Genomic DNA, 13,184 nt, shown 5'->3' on the forward strand with positions numbered 1-13,184 from the left:
TTTCGTCCTCAAATCGATTCCGATTTTCGGGGTTATACGTTGGCGTTCCCACGAGCGGCCGACATCGCCGCCTCTATTGCGCGGCGATGGTCGTCGGCTTGGTGATCGACAAGGGGACGGCGATCGTCAGGAAGACGGCGTCGCCCTCTGCCCGATTCTCCGCGGCGAATTCGTGGAAATACTTCAGTCGGGTCGAGACGGGCACCTCGCCTGCCTTGAAGGTCCATCCAATCGTCGCGCCGATGGCAGCCACCCTGCCCTTGAACGGTCCCGGCGCGCCGTCGCCGGAGTCTCCCGTCACCTGATCGTAGTAATAGCCGACAAGACCGGCGTCGAACTCGGGACTGAAGTGCTGGACGGCCGCCCATTCGAAATGGAACTCGTTGCCTGTCCGGTAGTCGGTGGCCGGGTTCTCGGCGTTGAAGGTCATGCCGATGACACCCGAGAGATCGAATCCCGTAGTCGGGTCGAGCCAGGTCGCCGCGGCAAACACATCGGCGCCCCAGTGGTGGAAGGCAATATTGGAAATCTCGCCGTCCTGGTAGTCGCCGATCGGGATGTTGATCATGGTGCCGACCTGCCAGTGGAAGTTTCCCTGCTCCCATCCCAGGAAAGCACTGACCAGTGGATCTCCAATCGTGAAGACATCGTCGGAGACGGAACCGGTAGCGCTTCCGCCCCGTGGACCGGCAAGCGTGACGTCGGCGTCGGCGTTCTTCCAGCCAAGCGGAAGCGTGGCGCTGAGGCCCAGATGGCCTCCCGCGATATCCTCGGGAAGGATCCAGATGACCGTCGGGATTTCGATGGCCGCCTGTCCTTCGACGCCGACGGCGAGGCGTCCGCCCGTCGGCAGGGCCGTGCCGCCGCCGAGGTCACCGGAATAGTAGTAGAAGTCGCTCTGGAAATAGACGCCTGGAGGCGGCGTGATCGCCGCAGCCGGACCCTTCGATCCGAGCAGGTAGAAGCCCGCTCCGCCCTCTGCGGCGAAGACCGCCGATGGAAGAGCGACGGCCGCCCCCGCCAAAAGAACCGTCGTCGCCTTCGAATATCGTTGCATGTCGCTCTCCAGATGACTCCTGTCCGGCGCAGCTTCGCAAAGACCGCTTCGAGGACAAGTACGTTACGGTAATCGGCCGTAACTTGCGTTTAATCCGCCACGGCAACGCCGCGGCTGGTGAACGAAGCGCCCGCCTTCGTCAGCCCGGCTTCCAGCGACGCCGTGATCGACGGCTTCACCCCCCGCGCCTCCAGCTTCCTGAAAAGATCGCTCTCGAAGCCGGGGCTGGAGGCCCTCAGATCGGCAAGCCTCCCCTTCGCCTGGTCTGATCCAAGCTCGCCGAGGGAGGCGGCCCTGATCGCCCGGACGAGATCGTCTCCGAAGTTGATCTGCTCGGCGAGCAGCGACGCCTCCGACCAGTCGTTGCTCCGGTAGGCGTCGAGCGCCAGCACCAACTGCGCATCGCGGGGCATGGAATCGACCGATCTCCCCGCGTCCTGGGCAAGCGAACTGCCGGCCTCCCAGAAGCCCGAGAAGTAGAGTACCAGTGCGAGCTTGGCGCTGACCTCCGGGTTGTTGGGATTGAGCGCGAGCGCGCGGTTGCCTGCACCGATCGCCGCCTCCGTCCTTCCCGAAAAAAAGTGCGCGGCCATGAGCGCCATCTGCGCCCGGTCGGACAGTGGGGCGAGAGACACGGCACGGTTCGCCAGCGCGATCGCTCGCCGCATGATCGCGGGATCGGTTGCGGCGCCTGCCGGAGCAAGCAGCAGACGCGACAATGTCGCCATGGCGTCGGTGTCCAGCGGGTCGGCGGCGATGGTGCGGCCGAGGCAGTCCGCCATCTGCGCCATGTCGCCGCTCCCCCCCTCGTCGACGAGATATTCCGCCCGCAGCACGCAGGCATTGCCGAGCGACGCTGAGGACGTCTCATGGAGCTCGATATTGTTGATCACACCACGCGTGGCGGCGAACCGCCTCGCCAGGATCGCGACCAGTTCGGCCCTCGCCGCGACCGGCGTTCTTCCATCCGCCTCCACCCGTTCGATCCCCGACCGCAGGACGTCCTGCGCCCGGCCGTCAAGGACCTGCCACCATACCATTCGTTCGTCGCCGTCCGAGTAGTACTTCATCTCCACACGGTAAACGCCGAGCCTTGAAGATGGCGGCGGCGGAGCCGAAGCGGAAACGGTCAGTGTCTGGAAGCGCGTCAGGGCAGTGAGGAGCAAGTCGCGCGTCTGGCTCGCCTCCCCCCTCAGGTCGTCGTCGGCCGCCTGAATGGAGATGGCGACGACAGGCTGTTGTGTGAACACGGGCTGCCGGCCGTAGAGGGTCGCTCCGGCACCGGCCGCGACGATCGCGCCGGCTATCGCAAAAAGAGCCGCGCGCGCAGACATCCGGAAACCATGGGCCGGTGACGAGCCCGACGTCAGCTCGGGCTCTTCTGCAGCGATCTCCTCCCCACGTTCCAGGTCGCCCACCTCGGCGGGGAGGAATACGCGGTTGAAGTCGGCGACGTACCGTCCCTTTGGGAGGCCGATGACCACATCGCCTTCGACGCCGAAGGCCTCGTAGTAGTTGGAGACCGCCGAGCGCAGCCGACTCATCTCGATGCGCACGATGGGATCGGTGGATGGATCAAAGCCGCTTGGCCTGCCCAGGACGTCTATGGCGATAGCGTAGGCTTTGGTGCTGTCGTCGCAGCCGGCGATCTGTTTTTCGGCAAGATAGATGAGGATCGCCTTCTGACGCTCCGTGGCGTGGAACCTGACGTCGGCGATCAGCCTTCCGAGTTCCGCCTCGGCATCCGCTGTCGTAACCTTGACCGTGTCTGCATCCCTTACTTCAGCACTCATGACCGCCCCTCGCGTTGGTCCAAGCTAAAGTATTCCGGAAGCATTTATCGTCCGGATGCCCTGTAGTTGCAACAGAATATTCTTATTAAACCAAGGATGTTTAGCGTTGGGCGACCGGCGCCCTGTTTCGACACGCTACGGATGATCGAGACAATACCTGATCACGTCGGCCTCGATCTCGGAACAGATCGCCTCGTATTCGCGCACCATAGCCGGGTCGCTGCGGAACTCGTCCTTCAGCAGTCGGTCGAGCGTCGTCGCCGCATCGTGGTAGGCCTCGAAGAGACTTCCGAGCGAATTCGACTTGCGGCCGAGGATCTGGAGCTGTCCGCGCAACGAAGGGAGCTTCAACATGAGCCGCCAAAGCCCCTGTTGTTCGATCGGTATCGGCTTGCCATCTCCCGGCCTGGTGCTCATCGGCTCATGCCGCTCTCCATTCGACCCGTCTGTCGATTAGAGGCGGAACTTGAACTCATGGGAAGTACGTTACGGTAAAACCGGACGCCGCTTTCCAGATTCGGTGCGGTTGCACACATCTGCGCCGTCCCGATCCGCCGCCGGTAGCAGGCGATCGGCGATGTAACGTCTGAATTTACTGTAACGTACTCCCTCGTTGATCGAAGTCGTGCTGAGCTTCTCGGACAGCGCTGCCGGAGCCGCCAGCATGAAGAAGTTTGCATCACTTGTTGCTGCCATTGGATCCCTGCTCGCAGGTGGCGCCTCCGGCCAGGAGCATTAAGAGGTCAACGAGGCCAACAATCCGCTGACGCCCAAGGTCACGATCAACTTCCAGGATTATTACATTCCGAGCTTCATCGGCACGCCTGGATACCCTGAGGCGAACCAATTGCTGTTGCGCGGCCTGATCCCCCCTGACATGTGGGGCCGGCCTCAACTCATCAGATTCACTCTTCCCGTCGCAGCCGCGCCCAACGGTAAGCAGCGCGCCGCTCCCACCTTGACTGAATTCCTGTTGTCGATGCCGACGATTGCAACCGTGATAGACGCGGCAACTATCGCGAAGACGGCACGGATATTTGAAAACACCTCTCGCCGCACTCGAGCACCACCGCCGGCCAAAGAGTGACACTGCGGACATCGGTGGCCGCAGCCAATAACTGGCGAAGATAAGTTTCCTCAATCTGCTCTCCGCCTCAGTTCTGGCCAGGCGCTGCTGTTGTGATCTGTTCCATCGCGTCACTGACAGTGAAGCTTGCCGCTTTGGCGCGCGGTGGGAACTCCTTGAAGCTTTCCAACCATTGTCCGACGATGACCTGCGCTGGCACGAACGCGAAAGCACGGCGTGCCTGCCAGTCTCCATAGTAGATACTTGTGGTGGCTCGTTCGAACGGATCGGAACGCAGATTGTACAGCATGGGAACGCGCAGCTTGGTGAATTGACCCTGCCAGACACCCAACGGTGTTTCTGTATTGATTGCGACGTTCTGCTCAAGGAACGCAATTTTCCAATTGCCGACGCGGATTGCCATCAGATCGCCGTCGTCGCTCCAGTAGGGAAAGCCCTCGCGCGGTGATGCAGCCACCTCGCCTTTAAGAAAAGGCATGAGGTTGCGGCCGTCGAGATGGACCTTGAAGTCCCGTCCGCCGAGTGCATAGCCTTTCAGCAACTTCCCCACGATGTCGTTATCTCCGGCCGCTGCAGCGAAGGTTGGGATGAAGTCCTCATGCGCGCAGATGTCGTTGATGATCGTGCCGGGCTTGATTACGCCGGGCCAGCGGATAAGGCAGGGAACGCGGAACGCACCTTCCCAGTTGGTGGCCTTCTCGCCCTTGAACGGCGTCGCCCCACCATCAGGCCAGGTAAAAACTTCGGCTCCGTTGTCCGTCGTATAAACGACGATCGTTTCCTCCGTGACGCCGAGGTCGTCGAGTAACTGCAGGAGTTGACCAACGTGGCCGTCAGTTTCGACCATGCCGTCCGGATAGACACCCAGACCCGTCTTGCCCTGAGATTCCTTTTTCAGATGGGTGAAGATGTGCATGCGGGTGGTGTTGAAATAGCAGAACCATGGTGATCCGCTCTGGTGTTTGCGATTGATGAAATCCTTGGCGGCGGATAGGAACTCTTCGTCGATAGTCTCCATGCGCTTGACGTCGAGCGGACCGGTGTTCTCGATTACCTGCTTGCCGACCCTGCCGAATGCAGGGTCAACAGTCGGGTCGTCGGTATCACTCGATTTGGTTCTCAGAACGCCTCGTGGTCCAAACCGTGCACGAAAGCTTGGGTCCTTCGGGTAGTCCGGATTTTCGGGCTCCTCCTCGGCGTTGAGGTGATAGAGATTCCCAAAGAACTCGTCGAACCCGTGCGCCGTCGGCAGATGTTCGTTGCGATCACCGAGGTGGTTCTTGCCGAACTGGCCGGTGGCGTAGCCAAGCGACTTCAAGACGTTCGCGACCGATGGATCATCGGGTCCAAGCCCGAGTTTTGCGCCGGGACTTCCCACTTTGGTCAGGCCGGTACGGATCGGCGACTGACCAGTGATAAAGGCGGCGCGACCAGCCGTGCAGCTCTGCTGGCCATACCAATCCGTGAACGTCGCTCCCTCTCTACCGATCCTGTCAATATTGGGAGTCCGATAGCCCATCACCCCCATGTTGTAGGCGCTGATGTTGAACCAACCGATATCGTCTCCCATGATCATGAGGATGTTCGGCTTCTTGCCAGCCCCTCCCGGTTGTGCCGATTGCTGCGCGCTCGCGCTTTTCGCTGAAACCAGCGATAGAGTTGCTGCTGTGAGAGCCGTCGTCGCAACAAGAACGTCGCGCCGCGTCAGGCCAGCGCGATCTTCGTGCAAAGAGACATCCTTCAGATCATCTGCCATGAAATTTCTCCGTTGGAACAGGCGTTAAAATGCCTTTGTCGATCTCACGACTGACGCGTGTGAAGACCGGATGATCCAACAGATGATCTCGTGCCGATGGAAGTACGTTACGGTTAATTTGGGCGTAAATTGATGTCGGTCAGGTTAGCTTCGGGCACATTCCGGAGGGACATCCTGATCGGCAGTTGCTTTGAGCACCCGTTACGTCGCAATGATCGCCCAATTCTCAACTCCTGCGTCATGATCAGCAAACAGAGCATGGCCCAAGGTCATCAGGCCATCCTTGATGCCCGGCCAGGTGAAGGTGTGTTCCTCCAGCCGCTTGTATGCCATCACCAGACCGCTGCCATCCCAGTAGATCAGCTTCAACGCGAACGGAATACAAAAATGGTGCCGGTGAACGGGTCCTTGTGCAGCTCATTCTTGACCAGTGCAGCCAAGCCATCGTGGCCCCTGCGGAAGTCGACCGGCTTGGTCGCTACCATGATCCGGACGCGGTTCGGGGGAAAGATCATGCCGGAACGGCGCAGGCACGCGCAACAGCGGCAATCCGGGCCGCAGACGCGCCTTCTTCCAGGCGGATAGTGACGGAACCGATGATGATCTCCGGGCGACTGGCCTTTTTGATCGGCGGCTCCGAAGCGGGCGGATCGATGATCACCGCTGCAAACTCCACTGCATCCTCGGGTGCGGGTAGTACCAGTTTGCCTTGCCGCGCCATCGTGCGCCAAGTCGAAAGCGTTCGCCCTCAATCCATAGCGCTCCGCGACTTCATTGACCGCCACACCGGGCCGGAGGCTCTCCGAAACGATCTGCGCCTTGACCTCGTCCGGCCAGTGTCGGTGAACCTCACGCCCAGACTTCCTGGTCGTGAGAACCTCCAATGTAGTCTCCATGGAGAAACTCCCGTTGCTAGTCCATGGAAAGGCGATCACATATTAGGGTCGCGAGAACAACGTGGTAGTAGAACATCGGTTACGCCCAACGTGCCGTCCGGCTAAGTGACGGGTCTCGGCGACCTGACGCTGATGTGCATTTTCATCCTGCCTAAGAAAGGCGAGCTCACATTCGGCGTCGGCCCGCTCATCGTCCTGCCGACGGCGACGGACGATTTCCTCGGCGGCGGCATGTTGCAGGTGGGTGCAGCCGGCGTCGCCGTCGCCCCCAGAGTGGGGACTGCTCGGCGGCCTCGCCGCCTACCAGACGTCCTTTGCGGGAGAGAGCGAGTACGTGAGCCTCCTCACCTTCGAACCCATCGTCAACATCAACCTTTCGGGCGGTGGTATCTTCGGTCCGCGGCGACGTGGAACTTCAACTTCGAAAGCGGCGACAGTTACATCCCGGTCGGTTTCGGCATCGGCAAGGTCTTCGTGCTTGACAAGGGCGCCACCATGAATGCCTTCATCGAACCTCAATATACCGTCTGGCATGACGGCGATGGCGCGCCGCGGTGGCAGATTTTCGCGGGCCTGAACTTACAGTTCCCGATCCGGAAGCCGTCGGAATGATCCGGATCGCAGCGATCAGCGTGGAAAAAGGACGACATACAGTCCAGCGCCTCCGGGAAAACGTCACCCGATCATTACACGATCTTGCGCGGGCTCGCCGTGTGTTCTCTGGCCACGGTGCTCGAGCCATCGATTTCCTGAAGCAACACGTCGTAGCCCCAGAGATCGGCGAGATGTTGCAGGACGAGCCTCGTGTCGGCTTCCTGAAGATAGCTGCCATTCATCATAATATGCTGCAGCAACAGGCGGCGGTCACCGGCGAGGTCGACATCGACGATATCGATTGCCGGGTCGGTCCAGCCAATATCGTATTCGCGGGAGAGCTGGCGGCGGATGCGCAAGTATCCGCGCTCATTGTGAATCGCCGAAACCAGAACCCCTTCGGTCTGTTCCGGATCATCGTAGAGATGGAACAGCCGCAACTGGCGGATCAGGTTCGGGCTCAGGAATTGGCTGATGAAACTCTCGTCCCGGTAGTTGGCCCAGATGTCGCGCAGGATTGCCATTGCATCCCCTCGCCCTGATATATCGGGGAACCATGCGCGGTCTTCTTCCGTCGGCTTCGTGACGATCCTCTCGATATCCTGCATCATCGCAAAACCGAGCGCATAGGGGTTGAAGCCCGAGAACCGCCGGTCGTCGTAGCTTGGCTGGAACACGACATTGGAATGCGACTTCAAGAATTCGAGGAAGTTGCCGTCGCTGATCTGCCCCCGCTCGTGAAGCCGGTTCATGATCTTGTAATGGACGAAGGTGGCGGTTCCCTCGTTCATCACCTTGGTTTGCCGCTGCGGATGGAAATATTGTGCGACATGCCGGACGATGCGAAGGATTTCCCGCTGCCATGGCTGCAGCCGCGGCGCGGTTTTCTCGAGAAAATAGAGGATGTTGTCCTGCGGAAGGCCAAGCGCGGCGCGTCGCTTTTCCAAACCGCCGTCGCTCGCCTTCTTGGCCTTGCCGACGGGCACCGTTCGCCAGAGATCGTTGAACATCTGCTCTTCGTGGGCGCGACGCTCCTGCTGCCGCTTCTCCTCCTGGCGAAGGTCAATGGTGGTCTTGCCCGCATATCGATGCACCCCGTGCGACATCAGCGCATGCGCCGCATCCAGCGTCCGCTCGACCGCCGTCTCGCCATAACGTTCTTCGCAGCGGGTGATATAACCCTTGGCGAAGTCGAGGTAATCGAGGATGCCCTCCGCATCGGTCCAGAGCTTGAAGAGATAGTTGTTCTTGAAGAAGTGGTTGTGGCCAAACGCCGCGTGCGCGGTGACGAGCGTCTGCATCGTCGCCGTGTTCTCCTCCATCAGGTAGGAAATGCAGGGAGAACTGTTGATGACGATCTCGTAGGCGAGGTCGCGCATGCCGCGGCGGTAGAAGGCTTCGTGATGCGCGAAGTGCTTGCCGAAGGACCAATGGCGATAAAAGAGCGGCATGCCGGTCGAGGAATAGGCATCGAGCATCTGTTCAGAGGTAATGACTTCGATCTGGTTCGGATAGACGTCGAGGCCGAGTTCGCCGAGCGCGATCTCCTCGCAGGCGTCGTGGATACGCTGGAGCGTTGAAAAGTCCCAGTCCGCCCCCTCGAACAACAGCCGCTCCCTTGGCCTCATCGTCATGGTCATGGCGTCACCCTCGACTGTGCATCCCGCTTCTGGAAGAGATCGTGGAAAACAGGGAATATCTCGCCGCGCCGGCAGACCTTGCGCATCGAAAGCGGCAGCAGCTCGGAACGGATCCCGTCATAGAGCATCCAAAGCGGTGAACGGGATACGGAAGAGTCGCCGCCTTCTTCGCCCACCTCGATATAGGCGAAGTACTGGCATAGCGGCAAAATCTCGCGCAGCAGCTGTCCGCTCAAATTTCCGTCCGAATGGGCGTTGTCGCCGTCCGAGGCCTGGGCGCCGTAGATATTCCACTCTGCCGGATCGAAACGCGCAGCAATGATCCGACGCATGGCAACAAGCGCGCTGGATACCAGCGTGCCGCCGGTCGCCGGACCGTAGAAGAAGGTTTCCTCGTCGACTTCCTCGGCCTTGTCGGTATGGCGGATGAAGACGATCTCCACTTTCTTGTAGCGCTTCGACAGGAAAAGATAGAGCAGCAGGTAAAACCGCTTGGCAAGATCCTTCATGTGTTCCGACATGGAGCCGGAGACGTCCATAAGGCAGAACATCACGGCTTTGGCCACAGGCTTCGGCTCGTTCTCGAAACGGCGATATCGTACGTCGAGCGGATCGATATAGGGAATGCGCCGGCTTTTTTCCGTTAGGGATTTGAGTTTTGACTCAAGCGCCAGGCGGCTCTCGTCGTCCTCGCACTCCTCGATCTGCCGCTGCAGGGCTTCAATCTCTTCGCGACGCGGACGGTGAAGCGCGACGCGGCGCATCATTGCAAGTCTCGTTGTGCGGCCGACGGCGATGTTGGACGGCGATCCGGATACGGAATAGCCGGCCCGCACCGGAGTCTCCTCTTCCGTTTCGGCTAGACGCCGTTTGGCAAGGTCTGGAAGTTCCAGGTCATCGAGAAATACATCAAGGAATTCCTCCCGGGTGAGCACGAAGCGGAAACCGTCCTCCCCATCGCCTTCGCCCGCATCTTTTGGTTTTCCGCCCCTCGCGCTCGGCGGCCGCGGAATGATGTCGCCTTCTACGAAGGCTCTGTTTCCCGGCAGGATGTGATCGGCGGTGCCGCCGTCGCCCCTCCGAAGGCTCGGTTCGGCCATTCCGTCGATCGGCAGGCTGATCTCACCACCGTCGAGCACATCGCGAATGTTTCGGTTTTGCAGAGAACGCTTTACCGCCTGCTGCACGGCACCTTTCATGCGCCGAAGAAACCGTTGCCGATTTTCGAGACTTTTACCGCGCGGATTTAGCCGACGGTCGACAATGTGCATATTGGCTCCGCATTAACTTGCCTGTTTGACGCGCATGTACCATTCGACGAGGCGCCGAACCTGCCTCTCCGTGTAACCCCGCGCGGCCATGCGCGAGACGAATTCGCTATGCTTCTTTTCTGTTTCCGAGTCCTTCTTCGATCCAAAGGAAATGACCGGCAAAAGATCCTCGACCTGCGAGAACATACGCTTCTCGATCACTTCCCGGATCTTCTCGTAGCTTGTCCATGACGGATTTTTTCCGCCATTGGATGCCCGCGACCTCAACGAGAACTTGACGATTTCGTTGCGGAAATCCTTCGGATTGGCAATGCCTGCCGGCTTTTCGATCTTCGTCAATTCCTGATTGAGGAGCTCGCGGTCGAGAAGCTGGCCAGTATCGGGATCCTTGAAGTCGACGTCTTCGATCCAGGCATCGGCATAATCGACGTAGCGGTCGAACAGGTTCTGTCCGTAGTCCGCATAGGATTCAAGATAGGCCTTCTGAATCTCATTGCCAATGAACTCTGCATAACGTGGCGCAAGATCGGCCTTGATGAATTCCAGATAGCGCTTCTCGACATCGTCGGAAAACTGCTCGCGACGGATCGACTGTTCCAGCACATACATCAGATGGACAGGATCGGCGCCGATATCCGTGGTGTCGTGATTGAAGGTCGAGGCAAGCACCTTGAAGGCGAAGCGGGTCGATATGCCGTCCATGCCCTCATCGATGCCGGCAGCATCCCGGTATTCCTGAACGCTGCGGGCGCGCGGGTCGGTTTCTTTCAGGCTCTCGCCGTCATAGGTGCGCATCTTCGAGAAGAACGTCGAGTTCTCGTGCTTGCGCAGGCGTGAGAGCACGGAAAAACGGGCCAGCATTTCGAGCGTTGCCGGGGCACATGGCGTATCCGCCAGCTCCGATCCCTCGATCAGCTTCTCGTAGATCTTCTGCTCCTCCATCACCCTGAGGCAATAGGGCACCTTGATCACGCAGATGCGGTCGATGAAGGCCTCGTTGTTCTTGTTGGCCTTGAAGGTCTGCCATTCGGCTTCGTTCGAATGCGCAAGGACGACGCCTGAGAAGGGTATGGCGCCGATATTCTCGGAACCGATATAGTTCCCCTCCTGGGTCGCCGTCAGCAGCGGATGCAGCATCTTGATCGGCGCCTTGAACATCTCGACGAATTCAAGGATACCCTGATTGGCGCGGTTGAGCCCGCCGGAATAGCTGTAGGCATCGGGATCGTTCTGCGAGTAGGTCTCCAGCTTGCGGATGTCGACCTTGCCGACCAGCGACGAGATATCCTGATTGTTCTCGTCTCCGGGCTCGGTCTTGGCGATGGCGATCTGGCGCAACCGCGAAGGCTGAACTCTGACGACACGGAAGCGGGAAATATCGCCGCCGAAATCGTCGAGCCGCTTCAGGCACCACGGGCTCATCAGCCCGTTCAGGCGCCGCAGCGGGATACCGTATTGCTCCTGGAGCAGCGACCCCATCGTCTCCGGATCGAAGAGGTTGAGCGGACTTTCGAAAACGGGGCTGATCTCGTCGCCCGCCTTCAGCACATAGATTGGATGAACCTCCATCAATTGCTTCAGCCGCTCCGCTAAGGAAGACTTGCCGCCGCCGACCGGGCCGAGCAGATAGAGAATCTGCTTGCGCTCCTCGAGCCCCTGTGCCGCGTGCCGGAAGAAGGAAACGATGCGCTCGATCGTCTCTTCCATGCCGTGGAAACCGGTAAAGGCCGGATAGATCCGGATGGTCCTGTTCATGAAGATCCGGCCAAGCCGCGTATCCTTGGCGGTATCGACCATTTGCGCCTCGCCTATCGCGGAGAGCAGGCGCTCCGTCGCATTGGCATAGGCAATCGGGTCCTTTTTGCAGAGATCGAGATACTCGGCCACCGACATATCGGTTTCGCGGCGTGCTTCGTAACTGCGCGTAAACGCATCGAATACGGATTCGTTCAGCATGGGCCCTCCATTAAGGTTATGCCGCAGGCTCAAAGTCGTATAACCATCGAGATGGCTACGACGTTCCTAAGAATCAATAATTTCGTAGGTATATTCGACGCTCACCGGCTGTTTCTTGCAACGCACAAAAACGTGCATGCACCGGTTATTTTTACTCTACGAAACTGTTTCTCATTATAGTTGAAAAAAGCACCCCTGCGGTATCAGCACATTTCGCGACGTGACAGAAAGATGAAAAGGGTGTGCAATGTCGCCCGTGATTCGAACTCTGGAAAAATCGGCGATTGGCAGCCAAATCTGCGCAGAGTCGATGCTGGCCAGCACGTGCCGACCCGCTCCTGACATGATGGAAACGGGCGCATCCGGGCCGTGAGCCAATCGTCGCGACCGTCCCCGCCGCGGCAATTCAGCCGTTGAATGCCTTCTCCAGCGCAGCGACATCGATCTTGACCATGCCGAGCATCACCTCGGTCACGCGCCTGGCCCGCTCGCGGTTGTCGTCAGCGATCATCTCGGCAAGCATGCGCGGCACGATCTGCCAGGACAGGCCCCAGCGGTCCTTCAGCCAGCCGCAGGCCTCCGGCGTGCCACCATTGGCTAGGAATGCTTCCCATATCCGATCGATCTCGGCCTGGCCTTCCAGGAGAATCGCGATCGAGAAGGAATGGTTGAAGCTATCGAGCGGGCCGGCCTTCATTGCCAGGAAGGCCTGATCGCCGAGTGTGAACTCAATCAGCTCGACGCTGCCGGGAGGTCCGCTCGGCGTCTCCGCCGGCAATATGGTGGTGCGGCCGATCCTGGAGTCGGGAATAACAGACACGTAGAATTCGACAGCTTCACGGGCTTCCCCCGCGAACCAAAGATTTGAAACGACCTTCGCCATGCAACAGCCTCCTTGTTGTTGATGAGCATGTCCCCAGACTACTGCCCGATGATCCAAGCCCGATCCAAGGACGCCCGGCCGGCGCCGGTTCCGACAGACTGCGATTAGAAATTTTCGCCCCATTCCAGCCGACATGGCGAGCGCAGCCGCGCCGGCCGGCGGCCTTGCCGCCCGCAGTAACCCGCTTGGATTAGCGGTGGCTCGGGAATGAAAGCAGAACATCTTTTCTGGTCTTTCCTTCCCGAATCACT

11 protein-coding genes and 2 pseudogenes are annotated in these 13,184 nt (G+C 59.6%); 1 reads left to right on the top strand and 12 read right to left on the bottom strand.

Translation table 11 applies throughout. The features are described from left to right. Positions 1-73: 73 nt before the first annotated feature. From HJB83_RS18680 to HJB83_RS34185, 8 genes and pseudogenes are all read right to left on the bottom strand, one after another. Positions 74-1,057: a transporter gene (locus HJB83_RS18680; protein WP_221115781.1), complete on the bottom strand. Its 984-nt coding sequence runs from the start codon at positions 1,055-1,057 to the stop codon at positions 74-76. Positions 1,058-1,146: 89 nt separating this feature from the next. Next, the gene (locus tag HJB83_RS18685; protein ID WP_221115782.1) at positions 1,147-2,850 is read right to left on the bottom strand and encodes a tetratricopeptide repeat protein; all 1,704 of its coding nucleotides are present in this window, start codon (positions 2,848-2,850) and stop codon (positions 1,147-1,149) included. 135 nt (positions 2,851-2,985) lie between these two features. Then, on the bottom strand, positions 2,986-3,267 hold the full coding sequence (locus HJB83_RS18690; protein ID WP_221132081.1) for a hypothetical protein: 282 nt from the start codon (positions 3,265-3,267) through the stop codon (positions 2,986-2,988). A 69-nt stretch (positions 3,268-3,336) separates the two neighbouring features. Then, on the bottom strand, positions 3,337-3,546 hold the full coding sequence (locus tag HJB83_RS18695; protein WP_221115784.1) for a hypothetical protein: 210 nt from the start codon (positions 3,544-3,546) through the stop codon (positions 3,337-3,339). A gap of 458 nt (positions 3,547-4,004) precedes the next feature. Then, entirely contained in the window at positions 4,005-5,693 is a 1,689-nt protein-coding gene (locus HJB83_RS18700; protein WP_221132082.1) for an arylsulfatase, read from the bottom strand. A gap of 201 nt (positions 5,694-5,894) precedes the next feature. After that, positions 5,895-6,208: pseudogene (tnpB, locus tag HJB83_RS34740) on the bottom strand (IS66 family insertion sequence element accessory protein TnpB). After that, complete coding sequence (locus HJB83_RS34180; RefSeq protein ID WP_259671361.1) at positions 6,205-6,414, bottom strand: hypothetical protein; 210 nt, start codon at positions 6,412-6,414, stop codon at positions 6,205-6,207. Before HJB83_RS34180 ends, tnpB begins: the two are co-directional and overlap by 4 nt. Positions 6,415-6,439: 25 nt before the next feature. Then, a pseudogene (locus HJB83_RS34185) lies at positions 6,440-6,589 on the bottom strand (transposase); the annotation flags it as partial. A gap of 132 nt (positions 6,590-6,721) precedes the next feature. On the opposite strand from HJB83_RS34185, the gene HJB83_RS18715 reads away from it, so the two are divergent. Continuing rightward, positions 6,722-7,201, top strand: coding sequence for a hypothetical protein (locus HJB83_RS18715; RefSeq protein ID WP_311044284.1), 480 nt, complete (start codon positions 6,722-6,724; stop codon positions 7,199-7,201). A 74-nt stretch (positions 7,202-7,275) separates the two neighbouring features. Here HJB83_RS18715 and HJB83_RS18720 read toward each other — a convergent pair whose 3' ends face one another. The 4 genes from HJB83_RS18720 to HJB83_RS18735 form a co-directional block, all read right to left on the bottom strand. Then, complete coding sequence (locus tag HJB83_RS18720) at positions 7,276-8,823, bottom strand: SpoVR family protein (protein WP_221132083.1); 1,548 nt, start codon at positions 8,821-8,823, stop codon at positions 7,276-7,278. Beyond that, positions 8,820-10,094 carry a YeaH/YhbH family protein gene (locus HJB83_RS18725; protein ID WP_221132084.1) on the bottom strand — a complete coding sequence of 425 codons (1,275 nt, stop codon included), beginning with the start codon at positions 10,092-10,094 and terminating at the stop codon, positions 8,820-8,822. The genes HJB83_RS18720 and HJB83_RS18725 overlap by 4 nt, the downstream gene beginning before the upstream one ends. Before the next feature lie 12 nt (positions 10,095-10,106). After that, entirely contained in the window at positions 10,107-12,050 is a 1,944-nt protein-coding gene (locus tag HJB83_RS18730) for a PrkA family serine protein kinase (protein WP_207581099.1), read from the bottom strand. A 406-nt stretch (positions 12,051-12,456) separates the two neighbouring features. Then, positions 12,457-12,933, bottom strand: a complete 477-nt coding sequence (locus HJB83_RS18735; RefSeq protein ID WP_221132085.1) for a VOC family protein — start codon at positions 12,931-12,933, stop codon at positions 12,457-12,459. Between the last annotated feature and the right edge of the window lie 251 nt (positions 12,934-13,184).

This window comes from Rhizobium sp. NZLR11, from assembly GCF_019685115.1.
In the GTDB taxonomy this organism is placed as follows: domain Bacteria; phylum Pseudomonadota; class Alphaproteobacteria; order Rhizobiales; family Rhizobiaceae; genus Rhizobium.